The organism is Pseudolactococcus hodotermopsidis (assembly GCF_011170085.1).
Taxonomy (GTDB): Bacteria; Bacillota; Bacilli; order Lactobacillales; family Streptococcaceae; genus Pseudolactococcus; species Pseudolactococcus hodotermopsidis.
This window is the reverse complement of the sequence record NZ_BLLI01000006.1, coordinates 15,142-39,578: the sequence shown is the minus strand read 5'-3', so window position 1 is coordinate 39,578 and position 24,437 is coordinate 15,142. Positions and strand designations below refer to the sequence as shown.

The 24,437-nt window shown below is 39.6% G+C and carries 22 protein-coding genes; 1 reads left to right on the top strand and 21 read right to left on the bottom strand.

What is annotated here, in order from left to right:
• The first annotated feature begins 158 nt into the window (after positions 1-158).
• On the top strand, positions 159-1,127 hold the full coding sequence (locus Hs30E_RS01995; RefSeq protein WP_172207575.1) for a N(5)-(carboxyethyl)ornithine synthase: 969 nt from the start codon (positions 159-161) through the stop codon (positions 1,125-1,127).
• Between the two features lie 64 nt (positions 1,128-1,191).
• On the opposite strand, the gene Hs30E_RS01990 is transcribed toward Hs30E_RS01995, so the two are convergent.
• From Hs30E_RS01990 to radA, 21 genes are all read right to left on the bottom strand, one after another.
• Positions 1,192-2,055 (bottom strand): sortase domain-containing protein, encoded by an 864-nt coding sequence (locus tag Hs30E_RS01990; protein WP_172207574.1) that lies wholly within the window; start codon positions 2,053-2,055, stop codon positions 1,192-1,194.
• Positions 2,056-2,148: 93 nt separating this feature from the next.
• Entirely contained in the window at positions 2,149-3,996 is a 1,848-nt protein-coding gene (locus Hs30E_RS01985) for a bifunctional metallophosphatase/5'-nucleotidase (RefSeq protein WP_172207573.1), read from the bottom strand.
• Between the two features lie 218 nt (positions 3,997-4,214).
• The gene (locus tag Hs30E_RS01980; protein ID WP_228461969.1) at positions 4,215-5,162 is read right to left on the bottom strand and encodes a cation diffusion facilitator family transporter; all 948 of its coding nucleotides are present in this window, start codon (positions 5,160-5,162) and stop codon (positions 4,215-4,217) included.
• 88 nt (positions 5,163-5,250) lie between these two features.
• Complete coding sequence (locus Hs30E_RS01975) at positions 5,251-6,174, bottom strand: ATP-binding cassette domain-containing protein (RefSeq protein WP_172207572.1); 924 nt, start codon at positions 6,172-6,174, stop codon at positions 5,251-5,253.
• The gene (locus Hs30E_RS01970; RefSeq protein ID WP_172207571.1) at positions 6,174-7,235 is read right to left on the bottom strand and encodes an ABC transporter ATP-binding protein; all 1,062 of its coding nucleotides are present in this window, start codon (positions 7,233-7,235) and stop codon (positions 6,174-6,176) included. The genes Hs30E_RS01975 and Hs30E_RS01970 overlap by 1 nt, the downstream gene beginning before the upstream one ends.
• A gap of 15 nt (positions 7,236-7,250) precedes the next feature.
• Complete coding sequence (oppC, locus tag Hs30E_RS01965; protein ID WP_172207570.1) at positions 7,251-8,171, bottom strand: oligopeptide ABC transporter permease OppC; 921 nt, start codon at positions 8,169-8,171, stop codon at positions 7,251-7,253.
• Between the two features lie 2 nt (positions 8,172-8,173).
• Entirely contained in the window at positions 8,174-9,667 is a 1,494-nt protein-coding gene (locus Hs30E_RS01960) for an ABC transporter permease (protein WP_172207569.1), read from the bottom strand.
• Between the two features lie 87 nt (positions 9,668-9,754).
• Complete coding sequence (locus tag Hs30E_RS01955) at positions 9,755-11,743, bottom strand: peptide ABC transporter substrate-binding protein (protein WP_172207568.1); 1,989 nt, start codon at positions 11,741-11,743, stop codon at positions 9,755-9,757.
• Between the two features lie 703 nt (positions 11,744-12,446).
• Entirely contained in the window at positions 12,447-13,202 is a 756-nt protein-coding gene (locus Hs30E_RS01950) for a tyrosine-protein phosphatase (RefSeq protein WP_172207567.1), read from the bottom strand.
• Between the two features lie 11 nt (positions 13,203-13,213).
• Positions 13,214-15,070, bottom strand: a complete 1,857-nt coding sequence (locus Hs30E_RS01945) for a beta-glucoside-specific PTS transporter subunit IIABC (RefSeq protein ID WP_172207566.1) — start codon at positions 15,068-15,070, stop codon at positions 13,214-13,216.
• Positions 15,071-15,181: 111 nt separating this feature from the next.
• Complete coding sequence (locus tag Hs30E_RS01940) at positions 15,182-16,012, bottom strand: PRD domain-containing protein (RefSeq protein WP_172207564.1); 831 nt, start codon at positions 16,010-16,012, stop codon at positions 15,182-15,184.
• Positions 16,013-16,291: 279 nt separating this feature from the next.
• A complete protein-coding gene (locus Hs30E_RS01935) occupies positions 16,292-16,864 on the bottom strand; it encodes a hypothetical protein (RefSeq protein WP_172207563.1) in 573 nt (190 codons plus the stop codon).
• A 261-nt stretch (positions 16,865-17,125) separates the two neighbouring features.
• Positions 17,126-17,275, bottom strand: coding sequence for a 50S ribosomal protein L33 (rpmG, locus tag Hs30E_RS01930; RefSeq protein ID WP_172207561.1), 150 nt, complete (start codon positions 17,273-17,275; stop codon positions 17,126-17,128).
• Positions 17,276-17,290: 15 nt separating this feature from the next.
• A complete protein-coding gene (gene rpmF / locus Hs30E_RS01925) occupies positions 17,291-17,458 on the bottom strand; it encodes a 50S ribosomal protein L32 (RefSeq protein WP_172207560.1) in 168 nt (55 codons plus the stop codon).
• Positions 17,459-17,678: 220 nt separating this feature from the next.
• Positions 17,679-19,127 (bottom strand): glutamate--tRNA ligase, encoded by a 1,449-nt coding sequence (gene gltX / locus Hs30E_RS01920; RefSeq protein WP_172207558.1) that lies wholly within the window; start codon positions 19,125-19,127, stop codon positions 17,679-17,681.
• A gap of 139 nt (positions 19,128-19,266) precedes the next feature.
• Entirely contained in the window at positions 19,267-19,749 is a 483-nt protein-coding gene (gene ispF / locus Hs30E_RS01915; RefSeq protein ID WP_172207557.1) for a 2-C-methyl-D-erythritol 2,4-cyclodiphosphate synthase, read from the bottom strand.
• Positions 19,736-20,497 (bottom strand): TIGR00266 family protein, encoded by a 762-nt coding sequence (locus Hs30E_RS01910; protein ID WP_172207556.1) that lies wholly within the window; start codon positions 20,495-20,497, stop codon positions 19,736-19,738. Before Hs30E_RS01910 ends, ispF begins: the two co-directional genes overlap by 14 nt.
• Before the next feature lie 262 nt (positions 20,498-20,759).
• Positions 20,760-21,191, bottom strand: a complete 432-nt coding sequence (locus Hs30E_RS01905) for a hypothetical protein (protein WP_228461968.1) — start codon at positions 21,189-21,191, stop codon at positions 20,760-20,762.
• On the bottom strand, positions 21,191-21,856 hold the full coding sequence (ispD, locus tag Hs30E_RS01900; protein ID WP_172207554.1) for a 2-C-methyl-D-erythritol 4-phosphate cytidylyltransferase: 666 nt from the start codon (positions 21,854-21,856) through the stop codon (positions 21,191-21,193). The genes Hs30E_RS01905 and ispD overlap by 1 nt, the downstream gene beginning before the upstream one ends.
• Positions 21,853-22,932 (bottom strand): PIN/TRAM domain-containing protein, encoded by a 1,080-nt coding sequence (locus tag Hs30E_RS01895; RefSeq protein WP_172207553.1) that lies wholly within the window; start codon positions 22,930-22,932, stop codon positions 21,853-21,855. Before Hs30E_RS01895 ends, ispD begins: the two co-directional genes overlap by 4 nt.
• A gap of 142 nt (positions 22,933-23,074) precedes the next feature.
• The gene (radA, locus tag Hs30E_RS01890) at positions 23,075-24,436 is read right to left on the bottom strand and encodes a DNA repair protein RadA (RefSeq protein ID WP_172207552.1); all 1,362 of its coding nucleotides are present in this window, start codon (positions 24,434-24,436) and stop codon (positions 23,075-23,077) included.
• Position 24,437 lies beyond the last annotated feature (1 nt).

Genomic DNA, 24,437 nt, shown 5'->3' with positions numbered 1-24,437 from the left:
AAGTATTTTTTAATAAATTGTGTTACAATAGTATCAGAACCTTTACAGAAAAAAGGATAACTCTACAAATTATACGCAACTACCTATTATTTAAATAACTGCATATAATATCGCTTTCTAAGCTGTCCTTCACGTATCTGTTCGACGAATGGAGAACTATGGATTCATTAAAAACAATCGGATTTTTCAAGAGTCACAAAGAACATGAACAGAGGATTGCCTTGCTGCCACAGGATTTAGCGCAGTTGGCACATCCCAAACAGATTTATCTGGAAAAAAATTACGGGACAACTCTCGGTATTCCAGATGACATCTATAAAAGTTTGGGTGCGCATATCGTCTCACGACAGGAAACGCTTGCGCAAGACATTGTGTGCGAGCCGAAAATCGGCGATTCAGACATTTTAGATAATTTACAGGCGCACCAAACAGTTTTCGGTTGGATTCATGCCACGCAAAGCGCTAAAATCACGGCTTCGCTCGCTAAAACAGGTGTTCGTGTTATTGCTTGGGAACATATGAGCGAGGACAATCAGCACACATTTTGGCGCAATAACGAACTTGCAGGCGAGGCGGCAATTATGCACGCTTTTCTACTAACTGGGCAAATGCCTTATGATACCAAGGTTGCGCTCATTGGTCGTGGTAGTGTCGCTTTTGGCGCAACACGCGTTTTACAAGGTTTAGGCGCCGATGTGACCGTGATTCGGCGCAATCAGGAGGAGTTACTGACACATACGCTTGGTGATTATGATGTTATTGTCAATGCTAGTCTTTGGGACGTCAACCGTTGTGACCATTTGATTTCACAAGCTGACCTTTCTTTGATGAACCCTGGTGCGCTGATTATTGACATCTCAGCAGATGCGGGGGGAGGTATTGAAACCTCTCGGATTACGACTTTCACCAAGCCGATTTACAAGGTTGAGCAGATTACACACTACGTTGTCGACCATACACCTAGTTTGCTTTATAAAACGGCATCAAAAAGCATTTCCAAAGCGATTTTACCTTACTTAGATGATTTGATTTCTAGTATTGAAAATGATGTTTTGATACAAGCAACAATTATTGAAAATGGTCAGATTCTTGACCCTGATATTTTAGCTTTTCAGAAAATGATATAAAAACAAACGCCATTTTTAATATTTAAATGGCGTTTGTTTTTATTTAAATTAGCATGAAAACTAGCTAATCTATTTCAGAAGTCCCAACTAATTCTGCTTGAACAATCAGTCGACCACTGCCTAGCTTATCCGTACACGCATATAAAGTCAATTGTGGACGGTTTTTAAAATCATTATGCGCATCATTGAGCTGTGTGAATACCACTTCTCCGTCAATTTCTTGACCATAGTCAGCCACAATTTTTGAAACTCTAAATTTATACTCACACTGGTCAACATTTTGCTTAACATAAATCACACTACCATTGTGAAGTTTCAAATTTTCCAACTGCGGATTTTCTTCAAAATTATCATTTTTTTGACTTAAAAGTGGATTAAAATATTTATCAGATGAGTCAAAAAACGATGTATGCGCACCAAGAACAAAATTATCTCGTCCTAAAACTTGATTTTTTTTGACACTAACAGCTTTCATAAAACGCTGATATTGAGACGTTGGCTCATCACTCGGCTCGCCGTCTCCTATTCCCATCCCTTGCCAAATCGGCAAATCAAGACCAATTTCTGGACAAATAACTCGCCCAATAATTGTCTCATCTGCTGCATCATCAATATCAGGCAACTGAGCAATTTTCGCAACTTCTGTTTGGGTCAATGCTTGTGCAAATCGCGCATCTTCGATCTGAGATATTGTTTGAGTTGGTTGTTCAGCTTGAGAAGAATTTTCAGAAGCACTCTCAAGCGAAGATTTAGCCTCTCCTAAATTTTTAATCGTTGACACATCAGCCTTTTGAAAATAGATAACACATGAAATCAAAACTGAAAGCAAAAGTAAAATCATACCGAGACTCGCATACCAATTACTTTTTTGCTTCTGTTTCTTCTTTCGCAAATGGTCGCTACGACGAAAATTGTCATCTGATGTCACGGCAATTCTCCTTTCATCTCTCATTATACCAAAATCAGAAGCCGATTTTCAGACTCCTAATTTTAGACTGACTTTTAGTTAATTTGGTATTGTTTACTTTTCTTTTATTGTCAACATTCTCGCTTTAAAAATAAAGCCCAAACCGCTAAGAGCAGTTACAATTACTACTAAAAATAACGGATTCTCTGCAATTTTTTTGACCAAAACAGCTGTTTTTCCACCTAAATTTTTGGTTGGTTGAGTTGGACTTTGCCCCGTATTATCACTGCCTTTGTCAGATCCAGTTGGTGGGATAGGCGTGTCAGATGCCTTGTCTTTATCAGTCTCCTTAGGCTCATCCTTGCCTTGTTCTTCTTGCTGCTTGGCTGCTTCTTCAGCCTTCAACTTATCCATATCGACAACAAGCAAGCGATTGTCAATCTCTGCTTTGAAAGATGGTGCATGTGCTTTAGCATACTCGATGAATTTTGGATAAACTGTACCAACAGACTCTCGTGGTAAACTTTCTAAATCGCCTGTATTATCAGGATTTGAGATCATATCTTCACGTAAAATGATTGAATATGTTTTCTTTAAATCAATCTGTTTACCATCAGCCATTGTGATTCGGTAAATCCGTTTTCCGCCTTCTTTCGTTGGGTCAAATTCAACAACCATGCCTGAAATTTGTTGGAAATCATTCCAAACCGCTGGATACTCGCTCAAAGCGCGCTCCATCATCGTCCAAACTTTTTGACCTGTCACATGATATTTTAAAAGACGTTGTTCTGAGCCTAGCAATTCTAGCAGACGACCATAGGTAATCGGTCCTGCTGCCGCATTTGCCCGAATCGTAACCGCTGCTGCAAAACCAATATCAGCATTGCCTGCAACCCGATAAGCATCTGCCACAATATCACCAAAATTCGTTTCCCGTGACCGAATCAATGGCTTGTCACCAATCAACTCAACAGGCGTCGTGAACATAACCTCGCTTAAAGTCGCTTCATTTCTAGCGTTGACTTCATCAACGAAATTTTTAACTTCGGTATCTGGTGTAATGCTATTATTAACAGGAACATCTTTTTCCATGATTTTGATCAGTCGATCGCTTTTTGCCAAAACTTTGACCGTTGCATCAGTTTCACTCTTATCAAGGGTCAAAGACATCACGCCAATGTTATTGCCATATTCACCCGTTTGACCGACTAGGACACCATTATCATGCAAAACGCCGTTTGGATGCTCAGTATGACTATGCCCATCAATAATCGCCGTCAACCACGGACATTTTTCAGCAATATAAGTACTTCTCATCGTTGGTTCTGGGTCAGTATCGCCCAAATGCGACACACCGATAAAAATCTGAGCACCTTCAGCTTTCGCTTGATTTCTCAGACTTTCAATCACTTCCACCCGATAATCGCCCTGTGACTGCTTTTTCCCAGAAATCGTCTCACTCGTGGAAGAAGTCGTCAACCCCAGAAAAGCGACCTTAACACCATTGTAGTCCTTAATAATATAACCTTGAATTTCAGGAATCTGAGTCAGCAAATCTGGCACCTGCTGCACAACATTGACCCCAAGAATCGGAAAATTCGCTTCATTGACAATGTTTTTCAACGTTTGCGTTGCCATCGCAAACTCATGATTACCCAAAACCATGGCATCGTAGCCAACTCTATTCATGGCACGCGCCACATCAAGCCCGTCTGACATTGAGGCAAATGCTGTCCCTGCACACGCATCGCCTGCATCAATGATTGAGACATTATTTGGATTTGTCACGCGCAATTGATTAGCCAAGCCCTTAACATAAGGCCAAGCGCCCGCATGACCATGGACATCGTTGGTGTGAACAATATCAATTTTGATCTCTTTTGCCCCAACTGTCGTCGTTGCAAAAAGCGACAAACCAAGTGCCATAGTTCCCAAAAACAAGCCTGTCATTTTCTTCTTCAATTTGATTACCTCCAAGTTTTAAAAATGATGGAGAAGCGCCAAAAATTGCTTGTTCAAACTTCAAGAAGCTGACTACAAGGCATTAATGAAATTTTGAAAACTGAATTTTTAGAGCTACTCTTTATTACCTACAATTATATTATATAAATATGTAAGCGGTTACGCAAGCCTATTTTTATAAATTTCAGAGTGTATTTTAAATAAAAAAACACCTAATTTTAGGTATTTTGCTTGTAATCCGCATCAAATGTATCGGTTTCGATGTAAATATAAACTTTATAACCGACCAATCTTTTTCTAATTTCAACTTCAATGTCATTGATTAGGTCAAATGTTTTAGCATCAAAAGTGGCAACAACATCAATTTTCGCAGCAACTAAAATATCTGTTGGTCCCAAATGCACCGTTTTCAAATCAATCAACTTGTCAATTTCTGGGCGCTCAAAGGCTGATTTGATTTTGGCAATGTCGGCTTTGGTTGCAGACTCACCAACAAGGAGACTGTAAAATTCGACAGCTAGGAAAATTGCTGCTGCCATGAGCAAAAGGCCAATCAGCAAACCCGAAAAGGCATCCCAAAAAGCATTTTCAGTGAGCTGCGAAAGCACCGTCCCGAGTAATGCCAACACCAGTCCGACCACTGCGCAGGCATCTTCTGTAAAAATAATCAGAACCTCACTATGACGACTTTCGCGCAAAAAATGAAAAAGTGGTAACTTCTCAGTATTAAGCTCAGAGATTTCCTTAAAAGCGACACGCAAACTGCTACACTCAACAATCAGTCCGAAAATCAAGATACCAATCACAAGCCCCGTGTTTGAAATCTCGTGCGCGGGGTGCGAGAGCTTTTCCACAGCCTCGATAACGCCAAGCGCACCACCGCCGAAAAAGAGCATCATGGCAACAATCGTCGAGAAAAAGTACTTGGCACGCGCCTCCCCAAAAGGATGGCGCTCACTCGCCCCAGCTCTAGCGCGCTTATCGCCGAAAAGGAGCAGAATTTGGTTGCTACAATCGACCAAGGAATGAATGCTCTCGTTCATCATGGCAGCCGAACCTGAGATGAAAAAAGCGATGAATTTACTAATCGCAACCAAAATATTCGCAGCTAGTGCCGCTATAACACTCCCCATACCGTTATTTTCGTTTGTTTTTTCCTGTGACATATCATCCTCGTTCTTTTCAATAAAACTATTCTACCTTATTTTGGGAAAAATTACAAAAACAGACAATAAAATCATCTGTTTTCTAATCTTACAACATTTCCTGATAGTTTTTAGCTTCTGCATCATTTGCCCAAACAAAATGCCCTGACTTAATTTCTTGGAAACTTGGTTTATCTGTCGTGTAATCATGAATCGAGTCGTCATAGACAATCAATTCCTTAGCACGTTCAAGCACTGGATCAGGAATTGGTATGGCTGATAACAATGATTTGGTGTAAGGATGAATTGGATTGTTAAATAATTCTTCAGTCTCCGCCATTTCAACAATATCGCCATGATAAATCACGGCAATGCGGTCAGAAATGAAATGAACAACTGACAAATCATGCGCAATGAAAAGATAAGTCAACCCTTTTTCTTCTTGCAAACGTTGCAAGAGATTGAGCACTTGCGCGCGAATTGAAACATCAAGCGCTGAAATCGGCTCATCAGCAATGACCAAGCGCGGTGCCATAACAAGCGCTCGCGCAATGCCAATTCTTTGCCGTTGACCGCCTGAAAATTCATGCGGATAACGCGACAAATGTTCAGGTAAAAGTCCGACTTCCTTGAGCATAGTCTCAACTTTTGCCTTGCGATCCGCCTCGTCTTTGTAGAGATGAAAATTATGCAACCCCTCAGAAATCACATAATCAACGGTTGCACGTTCATTGAGCGAAGCAGCTGGATCTTGAAAAATCATCTGAATGTCTTTAATCAGCGACACTTTTTCAGCACTGGACAATTTGGTATTGATTTTCTTGCCATCAAAGATAATATCGCCGCTTTCAATGTTGTTCAAACCCATAACAGCACGCCCAATTGTCGTTTTACCAGATCCTGACTCCCCTACAAGGGCAAAAGTTTCGCCCTTATAAATATCAAAATTGGCATTTTTAACAGCAATATTTTTATGTTTACCTTCGCCAAATGAAATTGAGAGGTCTTTAATTTCTAATAATTTTTCAGCCATTAACTTGCCCCACCTTCCTTAACATAAAGCGCCATCATTTTCTCATGCAACCCCTGAATCCCCTCAGGTTTAGCCAACTTTGGCGCACGTTCGTCAAGCAACCACGTTTTTGCCCAATGCGTGTCACTAACGGCAAATTTCGGTGGCAATTTAACAAAGTCAATCGCCATAGGCTGTGGATTACGAGGGGCAAAGGCATCGCCTTTTATCTCAGAATAAAGAGACGGTGGTGTGCCAGCAATCGAATAAAGTTTGTCAGTTGTCGCTAATTGTGGCAAGCTTGACAACAAAGCCCATGTGTAAGGATGGCGACTGTCATAGAAAATATCTTCAACACTACCGTACTCAATAATTTCACCCGAATACATGACCGCAACTTTATCAGCAATTGAGGCAACAACACCCAAATCATGCGTGATAAAAATCATAGCAAAACCGTATTCTTTTTTGAGTTCTTTCAACAAGGCAATAATCTGCGCCTGAATCGTCACATCAAGCGCCGTTGTCGGTTCATCACAAATCAGCACTTTCGGGCGTGACGATAGCGCAATAGCGATAACAATTCTTTGTCGCATACCGCCAGAATACTGGAAAGGATACTCATCATAACGTTTGTCAGCTTCAGGAATACCAACACGATTCATCAGATCAATGGCAATTTCCTTAGCCTCTTCTTTTGTTTTCTTTTGATGTTTGATAATCGTTTCTGAAATCTGGCTACCGATTGTTTTGATTGGATTGAGTGAGGTCATTGGGTCTTGAAAAACCGTTGAAATCTCACCACCACGAATTTTTTCCCATTCAGCATTTGTTTTGAGATTAGTTAAGTTGACGTCCCCATAAGTCACCTCACCTGTTGCAACTGAACCATTTGCCTCAAGCATACCTGTAAAAACTTTGGTAAAAACTGATTTACCTGAGCCTGATTCACCAACAAGCGCTAAAGTTTCGCCCTCATGCAAATCAATAGAAATATTGCGAATGGCGCGTAAAGTGCGCTTACGAACTTGAAATTCAACACTGACATCCTTTGCAGAAAGGATAATTTTTTTATTTGACATAAAGTTTCTCCTTTTCTACTGGTGAGTGCGTGGGTCGCTTGCATCTGCGAGTGTTTGACCAACGAGATAAAGTGAAATCGTCACAAGTCCCAAAACAATAACTGGAAACCAGAAAAGATAAGGATGATTAGTGATATTATCCGTATAGGTGGCAATTAAACGCCCAAGTGATGGCGTATCAGCTGATAAACCAACACCTAAGAAACTCAAAAAGACTTCATATGAGATAAAGTTAGGCAATAAACCGCTGATAATTGTCACAATAACTGAAATCAAATAGGGTAAGATATTTTTACTAATCATCGTTACCGCTTTTGTGCCCAATGTTTTTGAGGCAATATTATACTCGCGATCACGATACATCATGACTTGCACACGAATCGTATAAGCCACACCAACCCAAGAAGTCACACACATTGCTAAAAGTAAATTCCAAAAACCTGAACCAAAGGCATATGAAAAAACAAGTAAAATCAAAATTAGAGGGATATTGTTAATCACATTGTAAACTTCAAGCATGACTTTATCAACACTTTTTGAGATGCCCCAAATTGCGCCGACAATCACACCAATGAAAGTATTGATGAGCGTTGCAAGCACCGCAATTGAGATGGAAGTTTTTGCACCAGCCCAAATCGCATCAAAAAGTGATTGTCCAGTTGCATCTGTCCCAAACCAATTTTTAGCATTTGGATAATTGTAACGTAAACTAAAATCATCAATTTTACCTGAATTAATGACCGAATAACCCGAAAATAATGGTTGAATAAAACTCATCAAGAGAAGAAATGCCAGTAGAATCAGCATGGCAACCGCTAATTTAGAAGAGAAAAATTTACGACCGACACTTTTCCAGTAAGAATAAAAGGGGGCTGAAATTTTTTCCGACTCGTTATCTTTGGCATCGACAAACTCGAATAACTCTTTTTCTGTCATTTTTACTTCCCTCCTTTACTTGATAATTGAATACGTGGATCAATCACTTGCATCAACAAATCTCCCAATAGCACGGCGATAACCGCTAATGAGGTCAAGATGAAAGTAATGCCGATAACCATCGGATTATTGTGCGCCTTAATCGCATCTGGCAACATTTTACCCATACCAGGCATCAAGAAGATTGACTCTGTCATTGTTGCACCCGCAACCATTGCAATGATTGCTGATGGAATGCCATTTGAAATAGGAATCATCGCATTTTTCAAAATATGTTTTTGTGAAATTTCTTTCTCAGAAAGCCCCTTAGCACGCGCAAATTTGATATAATCAGATGACTGTTGGTCAATCATATAACGTCGAATCCACATCGTAAGCGTTGGGACATTGAGCAAAGCAAGAATTATCGTTGGTAAGATATAACTCTTAACTTCAGAAGCGCCAAATGTTGTAAACGAGTCAGGTAAGCCAAAAAGTGAGCCAACAAAACGATCCGTATAGATAACTGCCAAACTAGGCAAAGCAATCAAAGCTGTGATAAAAATTAGTCCCAAACGATCAATCAACTTACCAGCATAACGGCTAAGCAAAATCGCAATCGGAATCGCAATCAGATAAGCCAAAATCACACCGACAACACCAATTCGCAGTGAATTGCCAATCATTGACGGGTCGGTATAGACATTTTTGACATTCGTATAATCGTCTTTAAAGATTCTCTTCATCCGAGAACTTTGATTTTTAGGACTTTGGTAAGTTGCTGAATGAATATCCATTGACGTTTTCATCGTTTTACCATCAGGTAAAGTAATCTCACGTGTGACTGTTTCGCCTTGACCACTTGTCAAAACTTCCGTAACGGCACGTCCACTAAAGGTTGGATAAGATTGTCCAAGGTTAAGTGTGATGATATTTTGATGAATAAACGGAAAATGACCGTCAAAATAAATCAGATATTTATACTTAGTACCACTGCCAATCAACGCAGGACCGCCACTTTTATCAGCTGTGAATTTGAGATAACGTTTCAAATCAGGATTTGATTTGTCTTGAATTTTCCAAGGATGATCAATTTGAATCAAATTCGCATAAAACTTGCCAACACGTTGCCAGATTGGAATTTCTTTCGTCGCATAAATCGTCTTAGAAGTTGGCATTTGCTCGATCTTCCAATCTCCCTTGGCAGATTTTGCCCAAGCTTTAGCAGCAGCAAGATTTTCCTTGGTATCAGTGCCATCAAAATTGGGCGCTGTTGCTTTTAATTTAGCAATCAATTCTTTTTGACTGAGATAATCAATATACCCTTGACGCTCATAAGTCACATTTTCATATTCACGGCGCGGGTCAGCCTTCCCAGCTACTCTGGCATATTGTTCGTCTGATGTAAAAATATTACGGCGCGGAATCAAACTGAAAATCAAAGCATAAATAATTGTTGTCACAACCACAATCGAGATAGTTGCTCTTAGTAGTCTAAATAACACATATTTTTTCATATTATAAACCATTCTTTACTAAAATAACGCAAAATCGAGACCAGAAAATCCAGTCTCTCCTTCGCTTCATTGACAAATTAACTAAGCTTATTTATCAGCTTCTTTTGCTTTTTCTTCAACTTTGGCTTTCCATTCTTTTAGCGCTTTTTCATAATCAGCAGCCGTCAAAGGTTGGTCGCCAACTTCTCTAAATTTAAATGAATAAGTTGTTCCACCGACATTGTTAGAGTCAATTTTTGTAAATGGTATATCTTTTTGCATCATTGGTTGTGCGCCACCTGAGTAAATAGGTGTCACAATCCCATTATCAAGCAACCAAGCTTCAGCTTTAGCATAGGCTTCATAGCGTTTATCATTGTCATCAAAGATAGCCGATGCTTTGTCAAGCAATTTTTGATACTCATTGATATTGATTGCCTCTTTAACAGCTTTACCTGCATCTTCACCCTCAAGTGATACTTCTGGTTCAAGACCAAGTTTGATAAAGATGTCACCTGACTTAGGACCAAAGATATTTAAGTAAGTTGATGGGTCTGCATAGTCAGGCCCCCAACCAGAGATAGCGAAATCAAAATCAGCTTCCGCTGCTGTTTTAAATGAGAACGCAGCTTGCAGATAAGGATCTTCTGCAAGTTTGATTGAATTAATCTTCACTTCACCATCAAAGACGGTATTAAGCGTATTCGACAATGATGCCCAAGAGGCGATAGTCGTCGTAGCTGTTTCACGAACTGGAACATCAAGAACAATTGGCGCTTCTTTTGAAACAGTTACACCTTCTGCTTTTAAAGCCTCTTTTGCTTTGGCAAATGTTGCCTTAGCTAAATCAACGTTGTAAGTGCCTCTTTCAGCTTGTTTGACAGAAAGAGTTTTCCAAACAGGGTTCAAATCTTCAAGTTCTGTTTGAACTGTGTTCCCATAATCTTTGCCCGCAATGGTCACAAAGTCGTAAGGAAGTATTGTATTACGAAGGCCTTTAATGCCACCTTCTTCACCCGTTCTTTGGGCGATAAATTTTTCTTTATCAATCGCATAACTAAACGCCTGACGGAACTCTTTATTCAAGAGGGCTTTTTTAGTTCTATCTTTAGCAGCATCATCTGTATGGGCTGTATTAGCATAGGTTTGACGATTTAAGTTAAAGTAACCAAAATAAGTATAGGCATCTTGTGGTGTCCAGATAATCTCAGATGAATCAACCTCTTTATAATACGGCATTGACGGATAAAGAACGGCACGCGTATATTTGCCATCTTCAAAGCCCTTATAAAGCTCTTCTAATTTTGAACCATCAAAGTATGACAACTTGATTGAATCAATATGAACGTTTTTCTTATCCCAATAACTCTCGTTAGCTTTATATTCAATAGCCGACTTATTGTCAAATTTAGTTGCAATATAAGGGCCATTGTAGAGAATACTATCTACGGCAACTTTACCAAAATCAGCGCCTTTTTCTTTCAAAAATTCAGCATTGATTGGTTGCAAGATCCCATAAGTTGCTTTTGAATTCCAAAACGACTCTGGCATATTTAAAGTATAAGTCAAAGTTCCTTTTTTATCATCTGCCTTAATGCCAACTTTTTTAAAGTCTGTCTCCTTACCACTAGCATAGTCAGCAAGACCGACAATTGAATCAGCAACCAAATAAAGCGTTTCTGAGTTCGAGTCAGCTGCATGTTTTAAACCTGTTACCCAGTCAGATGGTTTAACATCATCGTACTCATTGCCGTCAGCATCAACCCATGAGACGCCCTCACGAATTTGGTAAGTATAAGTCAAACCATCCTCTGAAACTTCCCAAGATTCAGCAAGTGCTGGAATGATTTGACGATATTGGTCATAAGACACTAAGCCTTCAACAAAATTCGCTGTATTTTCAGTCGTATAACGTTGACCCGAAAAGGTATAATCCAACGTTTCTGGATCAGCCTCATAAATGTAAGCATATGCTTTACTTGTATCTGAACTTGTGTTTGAACTTGTGTCAGATTTTTTATCATTGCCACAAGCTGCAAAAGCACCGAGCGCTGCAACTGAAAGGAGGCTTAAGCCAATAATTTTAGATTTCTTCATATTTCTCTCCAATATAAATTTTAGAATTGATTGAAAATTTATTTACTTCCTAAGTTTACTTAATTTTAGCTTAAATGTCAAGGGTTCTAAACTTGACATTTAAGTTTTTATCATTCGAAAGTGATAATGTCTTAAGTAGGTCGAAACATAAAATGTCCCAAATGTTAAACTAATACTTATGAAAAGGATATTGCTCACTGTGAATGAATTGAAAAAGTATCGTGTTATCAAGTTATACTCAATTCGCTAAAAATAAAGAACACTTTCAATAGCCCCACTATCGGCATAAGCCAAAATTCTCTTTTGGATTGTTTTATCATAGGTCATACTTACAGTATATCATACGTTGCGCTTTTTTATCAAATTGAGTATAACGCATGAAATTTAATCAACCCAAAGAAGGCAAAAAAGAAAAAGCAAGTATATTCCCCAACAGTCCACCCGTGGAAACTTGCATCTTTCGAAAAATATCTCAGAAGAATCGGTAAGACGCTTCTGGAATATCAAGCTGAAAATTCAGCCTAGATCATAATTCAATCATATCAAAAATGGAATCTAAAAGCAAATTTTGCTTTAGCAAAACGTAACTCATGTTTAGACTTTTTGGGGGACATTTTCAATTTCGCTTGACAGAAAAAAATTGATCAAAAAAGTGATAAACTCGAAAATTCATCACTTTTTATCATCCTAAACATAAGCAGTTTTATGCCAAATAAAATTCCCTAAATTTCAAAATCTCCGTTTCAGTCAAGCCAAGACCATTTAACAGATAAGCCTCAAAACCTCCAAATTCCGTATTTACCGTTTCCTTAGCTGCCGCCAAATAACTCTCAGCAACGCAAAATGCTTTTTCAATCCCTTGTAATTCAGCCTCAGTCGCGCCCTCAGCTCTTTTCTCAGCTAAAATCACGTCATTAGCTGCCTTGCGTTGCACATTTGTTTGTAAAAAATCAGTCATGATGTCGGTATAAGAAACACCGAGTATGCCCAAAATCAAGGCAGCTGCTAATCCTGTCCGATCTTTACCCGCAAAACAGTGGAAAATGCTAGACTTGCCGTCAAATTGCAATAACAGCTGAATCATGTTTCGATATTCCTTACGTGCAACCTCATCTCGCACGATTTCACTGTACAACTCTTGCATATTTTTATCAACATCTTCGCCATGAAACCCCTTTAACAGCTCATGTTTACTCGAATCAGGACGATTAAATTCTGCCAAAATATCCACATGATGATAAGTTACACCGGAAATTTTATCATCTGGTGTCTTAATAATTTCTTTTTGCCGCCGCAAATCAATGATTTTGCCCAAATTGTAAGTCGTTGTCAATTCATGGCGATCATTTTCTGTCAACTCATATAATTCGCCTGAACGCAATAACAATTTTGGCTTGACTTGCCGTCCCTCGTGACCGATATAGCCACCCAAATCTCTAAAATTTACAATTTTTTCCATGTTTTAATACCTCATTCTTCTAGTGTCATAATCGGCTCGCCTTTGAAAATCAAACCGTCACTTTGCACTTCTTTAATCGTTGAAAATTTTTCAGAATTTGTCACAACGATAACGACAACTGGATCATAGCCCGCTTTTTCGATTTTTTCCTTGTCAAATTTGACCAAGGGCTGACCGAGCGTTACCTTATCGCCTTGTGCAATCAAAATGTCAAAATATTGCCCTTTAAGATTGACCGTGTCAAGTCCGATATGAATCAAAAGTTCAACACCACCTGCTGTTTTCAAGCCAATCGCATGTTTCGTCTCAAAAATCATCTGAATTTCAGCATTAATAGGGGCATTGATGACCATTTCGTTAGGATAAATGGCAAAACTTTTCCCGATAATTTCTTTGCTAAATGTTTCATCTGCTAACTTTTTGAGCGGGACAATTTCGCCATCAATTGGACTGCAAATCTCTTTTTCAATGGCTTTTTCAGCTGTTGTTGCTAGCGTGTTTTCGTCATCTTTTTCCTCTCCCATTATTTTCCATAAAACAATCGTTATTGTAATTGTTGAGACAACTGTTACAATAATCCCAGCAAGTGCTCCAGTAAAACCTTGACCGAAAAAGACGGGCAATGACAAGATACCTAAAGCTGAGGCGTAAGCTCGAGCGCCCAAAACTGCGGCTGTTGCCCCACCTAAACCACCACCAATCAGCGTGCCAATCAAAACGGAACGATAACGCGTGATAACACCATATAAAGCTGGCTCTGTAATTCCCAAATAACCCGAAATTGTGGCAGACATCGAGATTTGTCTGACTTTCTTATCTTTTGTACAGATATAAGCTGCCACTGCACCAGAGGCTTGCGCCATTGTACTCATGAACTGCACGGGAGACAAGGTTGAAAAGCCGTAAGTCGCTCTTTGCTGTTGCGTAATCGGACGAAGTGCATGGTGAATCCCCGCCAAAACCAAAAGTGGTCGCGTTGCACCAACGATAAAACCAGACAAAAATGGTGAAAAATTGATAATTGCCTCAATGCCAAGTGCCACATATTGTCCGATATAATACCCCAAAGGCGCAAGCGCCGCAAATAAAATCGGAATCGTAATGACCAAAGTAATCAGCGGTGTAAAAATCAAAGTTACCATTGACGGCATGTACTTGTCAATATAGTTATAAATATAACTCATGAGTAAGACACCTAGCACAATCGGAAAAATCGAGGTGCTGTAATCAATGACAGGAATCGTCAGAAAGCCAAAAATCTTTAGATTTGACATGGTACCATTGACTGCTGCATTGAGAAAAGTCGGATACATCAAAGCGCCCGCTAATGACAAAGCCATATATTCATTTGTTTTGAATTTCTTAGCCGCACTCACCGCCAATAAGAATGGGAAGAAGTAAAACATACAATCTGATGCAATTGACAAAATCAGATAAAGGCTACTTTCTTCGCTCATCCAATGAAAATTCGTGAACATGCCAAGAAATCCTTTTAACATACCACCACCAATAATAGGCGCAATACTTGGCGTCAAAATTGAGGAACAAGTTTCCATGACACGATTGAAAATGGAACCTTTCACTTTACTTGTCTGATCCGATTGACCTCCGTCCATTTCCAAAGCAGGAATAATCGTCAAAATTTCGCGGAAAACTTTCTCCACTCGCCCGCCGACAATAACTTGATATTGCCCACCTTTATTTTGGTAGCCCAAAATATCTTCAAGTTGAGACAATGTTTTCTCGTCAACTGCAGTCACATCTTTCAAAATGAATCTCAGCCGTGTCACGCAATGTGTCAAGATTTGAATGTTTGTCTCACCACCCACACCCTTGATAATTTTTTTTGCTAATTCATTATTTTCCATGAATTTGTCTCCTTATTTCTAAATTTAAAATAAAAGAGCCAAGAAATCAGACGACAAAAAACGTCTGTTTTCTTGGCTATGCCGGCATTATCCGTAACAATCCCAATATTGTTATGTAATTAATCGGTTAATATGCAAAATGAGATATAATTTCTCGTCCACCGATGTTGTGATGCCTAATCGTTTATCAATAAATGCGACAATCTTATTCACACACACACTTTCATCATGAAAGCGTTTTTTTATCGCATGATATAGCTCCTCATTCCCCAACTTAAAATCTTCGCCGTTTTTTTGTCGGACAAAAAAGTATCTAACATGCGTGATAAATCGCTGATAAGTCGATGAACTCTCATCAAGCTCCTTTTGAAACTGATACTTGATAATTTGATTAATTTCGTGCATAAATTCTGTAAAAGCGACCGTATCAGAAATCGTTTCATCATCAAACTGAATATTAACAAAATGTAAAGCGAAGAAAACGCTCTCCGAATCTGGTAATCTCAGTCCTAACATCTCCTCAATAATAGCAATCGCTTTCATTCCGATTTGCGTTTCAATCGGATACATATTGCGAATTTCCCAATCAATCGGACTAGCTGTAAACTGTCGACTTTCAAACCGTTTTATCGCATAATGGAGATGATCCAATAATGGCACAATCAAATTTGGATTTAACGATTTGTTTAAAAATTTCTCTCCTTCCTGAATAATTTTTCTTGCTGCGCCAACTTCCTTAGTCGACATCTCGTCAATCAAAGCAACAAAGGTTTTTAGATTAAAATTTTCAGAAGAAACAAAAACTTCAGAAACACGTTCCTCCGAAAGCAAATCTTTTGGATAAACCTTAAAACCAATCCCTTTCCCCACAAGCACATACTGTTGTTGCGCCCTCGTCGCCATCACCACATTATTGTTTACCCTTTTCTGGATTGTATACATGACCTCCTCCCTTCAACGTGGCACAAAAAATACAGGTATACCTTAACAATATCGAAAAGACAAAAGTAAGTCCCTCAAACAATATCGCTTAGGTTATGCCTGCAAAATCAGTTACAATTCCTATATGATTCTATCTTAACATACAATGAAAACGCTGTCAACAGGAAAGTTTTATTTTTTTAAATAGATACAGTTTTTATAAAAATTCCAATAAAAATAGCTCAAATTATTGAGTCGTTTTTATCTGCTTTGATTTATGCTTTCCTTTGAGCTCATCAACTAGATAAATAAAATCAGACACGACTTGGGCATTTTCAAATGAAGTAATTGCCTAAAGCCATCAATACCATAAAAAAATGGATTCGCATAGACCAAATATCTAAGTGATCTCGGAATATAGTCAACTGGATATATAGCCCGAGAAAATTGAATGACGCTAAAAATATAAAAAGTTGTTTTAATATTATTTTTCATGACAGCAAAGAAAGAAATAACAAAGCCAACACAATAGCTTTGAATCGTTGAAATAAAGGAAACAATTAACCATGGTATTATATCGCTAAGTACAATAACAGTTGGTTTAATACCTATAACTTGATAATAATTCCCCCTTCCCATGCGTTTTTCTTCCAGAGCATAAATGCTACACATAATCACATTGTTACCGATAAACAAGGTAAGTAAAAAAGAAGTTAGAACGAACATGGTTTTCTCATTTTGTGACGTTTCTACTATCGTCATGATTAAAAATGGAAATAAGGTCGTCATCGTTCTGATCTGAATAGAGGCAGTATCAACAACATTTCTAAATAATAGCTTAAATCTTATTTGCGATAAATACAATAAAGCCATCACACATTTCCTTTCCTAAAATTTTTATTTGTCATATCTATTATTAATAACAGAGAGACTATGAATAGATCTAAGCGAGCGATCTGATTATGCTAATTTATATAAACATTCAAATCAATAAAAAAACAACATATCAAATACGTTGCTCTTATCTATTATTTATTGAACTTTTCGTTTCCAAAAAGGGGGATGGCTGATTTACAAAATTTCAAAAACCGCTCTAAACACCCTTTTTAAAGTCCATTAACATGTACTTAAACCTTATTTAATTTCTTTAAAAATCACGTGTTTACGCAATTTTGGAGAATATTTTTTAAGTTCAAGACGGTCAGGCGTGTTACGTTTGCTTTTTTGAGTTAGGTACAAACGTTCGCCAGATTCTTTGTGTTCAAGAGTAATATTTACGCGCATGAGAGTCCCTTTCTATTATTTCGTAACTTTTTTGCCTTTGTAATATCCTTTGAGGGATACACGGTGTCCGCGGCTATAATCGCCAGTTGTTTCATTGAAAACAACGCTAGGCGCAGTCAACTTATAGTGCGTCCGACGCTTGTTTTTCTTAGATTTGGATGTGTGACGTGCAGGTACTGCCATTGTCTTAAATCTCCTTTAGTTGTTTTTGTTAATGATACTCAGATTTCTCAATACTTATCTATTTTAACAAAGAATGATTCAGAAATCAAGCATTTTTGTCAAGTATTTTTACTTGACAGAGAAAAATCACTACTAAAAATTGATTGCCACAAAAAAGCTTTACAATGTGTCAAGCAAAATTTCCCTTAACATAAACCTGTATCTCTTTTTAAATTTTTTCCTACTTCACAAACCGCGCCAAATGCGCAACAACCTTCTCTTTCCCCAAAAGGAAAATCGTATCTGGCAGCTCAGGCCCGTGCATTTCGCCCGAAACGGCAATCCGAATCGGCATAAACAGATTTTTACCTTTGATCCCCGTTTCTTTTTGCACTGCCTTAATCAGCGGGAAAATGTTGTCTTTGACAAAGTCCGCGTCCGCCAAATTTTCGATTTTTTCCTTGAAAGCCTTGATGACAATGGGAGCAGTTTCGGTCTCAAGAACTTCTTTTGCAGCAGACGAAAGCGCTGGAAACTCAGCATAAAACAAGTCGGTCAACGGAACAATCTCGTCAACTGATTTCATTTGCGGTTGGTATAACTCAACCAAATGTTTCGATTTTTCATCTAAACGATTAGCAGCCTCTAAAAATGGCTTAGCCAAGTCAAAAATCTTGTTCAAATCAGCATTTTTGATGTAGTCATTATCCAACCAGTCAAGTTTCTTCTGATCAAATGCTGCGGGCGATTTAGACAAACGTTTTTCATCAAACAAGTCAACTAATTGCGTTTGAGAGAAAATTTCTTCCTCGCCACCAGGATTCCAACCCAAAAGAGCGATAAAGTTGAACACCGCCTCTGGTAAATAGCCTTTTTTACGATAATCTTCGATAAATTGCAAAGTATTGGTATCACGCTTAGACAATTTCTTTCCTGTCTCAGAATTGATAATCAAGGTCATATGTCCGAACTCGGGCGCTGTCCAACCCAACGCCTCATAAATCATCAGCTGTTTCGGGGTGTTGGCAATATGGTCATCGCCACGAATAACGTGAGAAATCTGCATATCGTGGTCATCAACGACCACCGCAAAGTTGTAAGTTGGATAGCCGTCACGCTTTTGAATGACCCAATCGCCACCAATGTTTTTGCCCTCAAACTCAATATCGCCCTTGACAATGTCGTGCCAAGTGTAGATAGACGCCTCTGGCACACGAATCCGAACCGTCGGCACAATGCCGTCAGCCTCACGTTTGGCAATATAATCAGCAATTTCTTCGTCTGTCAACCCAGCGTATTCACTGATATAAACAGGTGGCAGACCTTTTGCCTCTTGACGTTCGCGGTCAAGCGCAATTTCTTCCTCAGTCTTATAAGATTTGTAAGCCTTACCCGCCGCAAGTAAGTCGTCAATATAGGTTTGATAAAGCGACAAACGCTCAGATTGACGGTAATTTTCATGCGTTTCGGGCGACTCATCCCAGTCAATGCCAAGCCAACGCAAGTTATCCAGTTGCGAGCGTTCGCCGTCCTCAACATGACGTTTGCGGTCAGTATCCTCGATACGAATGATGAAATCGCCACCATGATGACGCGCATACAAGTAATTAAATAGCGCCGTCCGAGCATTTCCAATATGCAAAAGACCGGTTGGCGACGGTGCATAGCGTACACGAATTTTATTTGTCATTTTTATCTCCTTATTTGAACTTCAAGCAAACTTTCCTAGAAAGTTTGCTTGAAGTATCATGATTTAATGTGTAAAACAGTCATTCCTATTTTACCAAAATATTAGAAAAAGCGCTAATTTGACTTAGCGCTTCAATAACTCAAACTTGACTAAGCAACACAACAGCCTCACAAGCCATGCCCTCACGCCGACCAACAAAGCCGAGTTTTTCAGTTGTTGTCGCCTTAATATTGATATTGTCAACTGCTGTATGCAAAATACTGGCAATATTTTCTTTCATTTGCTTTAAATGAGGCGCCATTTTGGGTGCCTCGGCTAAAATCGTGGCATCAACATTGCCAATTTCATAACCTTTTTCGAGCATTTTATTATAAATGTTAGCTAAAATTTCAGTTGAGGCAATGCCTTCCGTTTCAGGATTGGTATCTGGAAAGGCATGGCCAATGTCTCCTAGACCTAGCGCCCCAATGATAGCATCCGTTATTGCATGCAACAACACATCTGCATCTGAATGGCCTAGAAGTCCTCTGTCGTGGGAAATGGTCACACCACCGATGACCAAGTCTCTATTTTCAACCAACTGATGAACATCATAGCCGTGACCGATTTTAAGTGAGGGCATCGAAAATACCTCCAATCGCACTGCCAGACGAGCTAGAGTGACCGTCAGTCACGATATAGTTTTTCATGATATTAGCAAAAGTCTCAATATTCAAACTTTGGACGTAAATCTCGCCTGTCCCACGAAATGTGTTGACGACACCTTCGCCAGTACCGATAGACTGCACAAAACCATTTTCCAAATGAATGTCATAATCAAGACTTTCAGACCAAGCCACAACATGCGCATTGTCAATCGTGATTTCTTGGTGCGCAAGCGTTATTTTTTTGATACTACCAAAAGCGTTGACAAGGAGCGTCCCCTCGCCATAAGTCGTCATCACATAAAGCCCGCCTTGACCACCAAAGAGCGCACGCCCGACACTTTGGCGCTCCATGGTGTACTGAGCGCTACCGTCAAGCGCAAGAAAAGCACCATCATTGAGCCGATACTGCTCAGCGCCAAGCTCCAGTGGCATAACTTGCCCAGGGGTTGACGGCGCAAGCGCCAAAATACCATTATCGGCATTTGAAACAGCTTTTGTGATGAACACACTCTCGCCAGACGTCATCGCACGCCCAGCCGCCTTGAACAACTTGCCAAGCCCGCTCCCTTTAGCATTAAGCTCAGTATTAAGACTCACCGCAGCGTTATGATAAACCATACTCCCCCGCTGAATGTAGGCAAATTCGCCCGTTTCAAGCGCAATTTCAATCAATGGAAATTGCATATTACTATCAATTGTGTATTTCATTTTGTTATCTGACATGGCTACTCCTTTAGCGATTGAGCGACTTTAGTCGCGAAGAGCTTAGGGAAGTAGCTAGGCACAACGTGGCTTAGCGGTTTTACCGCTTAGCCGTTGGGTTGGCTACTCCTTTAGCGATTGAGCGACATAGTCGCGAAGAACTTAGGGAAGTAGCTAGGCACAACGTGGCTTAGCGGTTTTACCGCTTAGCCGTTGGGTTGGCTACTCCTTTTTTTCACAACACAAACATTATCCCTAATAAGATATACGTTTTTTAATATCTCTATTCACCAATAAATGACAACCCCATTCCAAAACCAAGAATTGTTGAGGCTACCCCTTTTTTTGATAACATATGACCTATCCCCCAAGTCAATGCGACAATAATCAATGTAAACAAGGCAACCTCAAAAGAATAATAGAGATATTGCGCAATAAATAACGAAACATTCCCATAATGTTCAAATTCTAGCAATGGTTTAAAGCCATGCCAATCAATATATGAGAACACTAACGAGAAGATAAGCAAAGTAAGTGTTAGAATAATCTGCCATACTAACACCATTAAATAACGCAAATTCAAGCAAACAAGCACTCCCTCGGATGCCAAGGCGATAAAAGCAAACAATGCCAACAATAAATAATTTAAGCCTGTGATTCTTTTGATAATTCTCCTTACCTTTACCATATTAGCAGAATTATCAAATGATGTCATCAGTCGTCCGACCGATTCGCCAAAATCGCTTGCCCAAAAATCAGATCCTCAGGCGTTGTCATCTTGATATTTTCGTAAGACCCTTGCACAATGGTAACCGAAACATCAGAAAATTGCTCGACCAAACTCGCATCGTCAGTCCCCAAAAACGCTGCTTTATGCGCCATTTCGTGAACTTTTTTGATGAGAGCAGTCTCAAATAACTGGGGTGTTTGTGCGCCCCAAAGCGCCTCACGTGGCACTGTTTTAAGGATCTTTCCGTCGATAATTTGCTTAATCGTGTCCTTGACAGGCGCTGCTAATATCGCATTTTTCTGTTTTTTGAGCGCTGACAATTCGGAAGCTGTGACAAACGGCCTTGCGCCGTCATGAACCATGACTGTTTTTTGTGTCACAACAGCCAAAGCATTTCTGACAGAATCTTGCCGTTCACTACCACCAATGACAAATTGCACACGTTGAGACAACAAATGCTCGAAATGCGCTTTTTCATCAAACTTGCCAACCAAAATCACTTGTTGACAATCGGAATCTGCCAAAAACAAGTCTAATGAATAGCGAAAAATCGCTTGACCGTTTAATGTCAAAAAAATTTTATTGCGACAAGCACCCATTCGACTGCCCGAACCAGCGACGAGAATGATTGCGCTGTAAGCATTTTTCATCGCACAAGCTCTCCGAAAATCATCCGTCCAGCAGACGTTTGGAGCGACTTGGTTACCTCAATCCTAACCATCTTATCAAGTTTATCCGCCGTCTCCTCAACAACAATCATCGTGCCGTCAGGCAAGTAACCAATCCCCTGACGGCGCTCAGTACCTTTCTTGACGATGAGAATGTCAAGTGTATCGCCGACAACTAGCTGCGGTTTCACCGCATTTGCGAGGTCGTTGATATTCAACACCTTGATACCTTGAATTTCAGCGACTTTATTAAGATTGAAATCATTGGTTACAAGGGAAGCACCTGTTTCTGCAGCATAGCGCAAAAGTTTGGTATCAACCTCATGAATATCATCATAATCCTTGTTTGAAACGGTCACTTTGGCGATTTCTTTCATATTATTGACCAAATCTAAACCACGGCGACCCTTAGCACGCTTGAGATTATCATTGCTATCAGACAAAATTTGCATTTCCAAAAGCACAAAATTCGGCACAATAATTTCGCCGTCCAAAAAACCCGTTTTGAGAATATCAAAAATTCGACCGTCAATCAAAACACTCGTATCTAGTAATTTAGCGAAATTTTGTTTTTTCCGTCTCTCTTTTTTCTCAATTTTTTCATGTTTCTCAGCTCGCTCAGTCAGCACTTTTTTCCTACTGAAAATTTTGAGAATATCAGCCTCACGACGTGATGAAATACTGTACCCAATATAAGTTGTCAACATCATGACTAAAAACGGTAAAATCGTTGACAAAATCGGAATCCGCAAAATCCAAAGCGGCACACTACCAACAACACCGACAACAAGCCCAATCACAGCACCTAAAAAACGCCAAGTGATTTTGGGAATGTTAATCGTTGCAATTATTTCGTCAATTTTTTCTACAAAGCTAAGCAGCAGTCTGATAAAAATAAATGAAAAAACCAGAAAAATAAGTGCGCCAATTAAACTATTGACCGCTGCGTTGCTTTCAAATTGCCTTTGATGAATCAATACCCAGAAATCTGGTAAAAACGTATTGCCAAGTGTTGCACCGACAATCGCCATCAAGGCATGAATGATGATTCTTTTCATACATTCTCCTTCTAATGTTAAAGTCATATTTTTAACATCATGACTTTATTTTGTGATAAATAATTTAATTTTACTTAAAAAATAGAGCGCATCTGAAAACGATTGCACCCTTTTATTTTAACATATTTTCTTAAAAATACCTTTAACCAAACACTTTCTGCAAAACCTCCTTAAGTGTCGCAACACCGATAACTTCAATAGTTGCGGGAATTTCAAGTCCAGATAAGGAATTTTTCGGTGCATATATTTTTTTGAAACCGAGTTTTGCTGCCTCGTTAATTCGATTTTCAATGCGATTGACCCGACGAATTTCACCAGTCAAACCAAGTTCACCGATAAAAGCAACATTTGCTGGTGTCGGCTTTTCTTTGTAGCTTGAAACAATCGCAAGGGCAACCGCCAAATCAACGGCTGGCTCGTCTAATTTGACACCACCCGCAGATTTGAGATAGGCATCTTGATTTTGCAATAACAAATTAGCGCGTTTTTCTAAAACTGCCATGATTAAGCTAACACGATTAAAATCAAGCCCAGATGTTGTTCGTCTCGCATTGCCAAAAACGGTCGGCGTGACAAGCGCTTGAATTTCAACTAAAATCGGGCGTGTTCCCTCCATTGAGACAACAATTGCCGAGCCTGTCGCACCAGCTAAGCGTTCTTCGAGGAAAATCTCGCTCGGATTAGTCACTTCGACTAGACCTTGCGACTGCATTTCAAAAATGCCGATTTCATTGGTCGAGCCAAAACGGTTTTTGACTGCCCGCAAAATACGGAAAGTATGTTGGCGCTCGCCCTCAAAATACAGCACCGTATCCACCATATGCTCCAACATGCGCGGTCCCGCAAGACTACCTTCCTTGGTCACATGACCAACGATAAAGGTGGCAATGTTGTTGGTTTTAGCGATTTGGAGCAATTCAGCCGTGACTTCACGCACTTGGCTAACCGACCCTTGAACACCTGTAATTTCTGGACTCATAACGGTTTGAATGGAATCAATCACTAGAAAATCTGGCTTTAATTTTTCGATTTCAGCGCGAACATTTTGCATATTATTTTCAGCATAAAGATAAAAATCTGCCTCCAAATCTCCTAAACGTTCCGCCCGCATTTTGATTTGTTGGGCAGATTCTTCGCCCGATACATAAAGAACACGCCCAATATGAGCAAGTTGAACCGAAACTTGCAAGAGAATCGTTGATTTACCGATACCTGGATCGCCACCGATGAGAATCAGACTGCCTGGAACAACACCACCACCAAGCACACGATTAAATTCAGCCATATCCGTTTTGACACGCGGTGTCTCAAGACTTTCGACTTCACCGAGCTTAACGGGGCGCGTTTTCTCGCCAGTGAGGGTCACGCGCGCATTTTTGACTTCTTTGGTTTCAACTTCTTCGACAAATGAGTTCCATGCGCCACAATTGGCACAACGTCCCATGTATTTGGGCGACTGGTAACCACAAGATTGGCAGACGAATTTTGATTTTACTTTTGCCATC

Excerpts from the sequence above, each read along its gene's own strand:
- Hs30E_RS01995 (WP_172207575.1), top strand. The coding sequence starts at position 159 with ATGGATTCATTAAAAACAATCGGATTTTTCAAGAGTCACAAAGAACAT.
- Hs30E_RS01955 (WP_172207568.1), bottom strand. The coding sequence starts at position 11,743 with ATGAAGAAATCTAAAATTATTGGCTTAAGCCTCCTTTCAGTTGCAGCG.
- rpmG (WP_172207561.1), bottom strand. The coding sequence starts at position 17,275 with ATGCGCGTAAATATTACTCTTGAACACAAAGAATCTGGCGAACGTTTG.
- Hs30E_RS01970 (WP_172207571.1), bottom strand. The coding sequence starts at position 7,235 with ATGTCAAATAAAAAAATTATCCTTTCTGCAAAGGATGTCAGTGTTGAA.
- Hs30E_RS01940 (WP_172207564.1), bottom strand. The coding sequence starts at position 16,012 with ATGTATACAATCCAGAAAAGGGTAAACAATAATGTGGTGATGGCGACG.
- Hs30E_RS01895 (WP_172207553.1), bottom strand. The coding sequence starts at position 22,932 with ATGAAAAGAATCATCATTCATGCCTTGATGGCGATTGTCGGTGCAACA.
- Hs30E_RS01975 (WP_172207572.1), bottom strand. The coding sequence starts at position 6,174 with ATGGCTGAAAAATTATTAGAAATTAAAGACCTCTCAATTTCATTTGGC.
- Hs30E_RS01950 (WP_172207567.1), bottom strand. The coding sequence starts at position 13,202 with ATGGAAAAAATTGTAAATTTTAGAGATTTGGGTGGCTATATCGGTCAC.
- rpmF (WP_172207560.1), bottom strand. The coding sequence starts at position 17,458 with ATGGCAGTACCTGCACGTCACACATCCAAATCTAAGAAAAACAAGCGT.
- Hs30E_RS01935 (WP_172207563.1), bottom strand. The coding sequence starts at position 16,864 with ATGGCTTTATTGTATTTATCGCAAATAAGATTTAAGCTATTATTTAGA.
- radA (WP_172207552.1), bottom strand. The coding sequence starts at position 24,436 with ATGGCAAAAGTAAAATCAAAATTCGTCTGCCAATCTTGTGGTTACCAG.
- gltX (WP_172207558.1), bottom strand. The coding sequence starts at position 19,127 with ATGACAAATAAAATTCGTGTACGCTATGCACCGTCGCCAACCGGTCTT.
- oppC (WP_172207570.1), bottom strand. The coding sequence starts at position 8,171 with ATGACAGAAAAAGAGTTATTCGAGTTTGTCGATGCCAAAGATAACGAG.
- Hs30E_RS01980 (WP_228461969.1), bottom strand. The coding sequence starts at position 5,162 with ATGTCACAGGAAAAAACAAACGAAAATAACGGTATGGGGAGTGTTATA.
- Hs30E_RS01945 (WP_172207566.1), bottom strand. The coding sequence starts at position 15,070 with ATGGAAAATAATGAATTAGCAAAAAAAATTATCAAGGGTGTGGGTGGT.
- Hs30E_RS01910 (WP_172207556.1), bottom strand. The coding sequence starts at position 20,497 with ATGTCAGATAACAAAATGAAATACACAATTGATAGTAATATGCAATTT.
- Hs30E_RS01960 (WP_172207569.1), bottom strand. The coding sequence starts at position 9,667 with ATGAAAAAATATGTGTTATTTAGACTACTAAGAGCAACTATCTCGATT.
- ispD (WP_172207554.1), bottom strand. The coding sequence starts at position 21,856 with ATGAAAAATGCTTACAGCGCAATCATTCTCGTCGCTGGTTCGGGCAGT.
- Hs30E_RS01905 (WP_228461968.1), bottom strand. The coding sequence starts at position 21,191 with ATGACATCATTTGATAATTCTGCTAATATGGTAAAGGTAAGGAGAATT.
- ispF (WP_172207557.1), bottom strand. The coding sequence starts at position 19,749 with ATGCCCTCACTTAAAATCGGTCACGGCTATGATGTTCATCAGTTGGTT.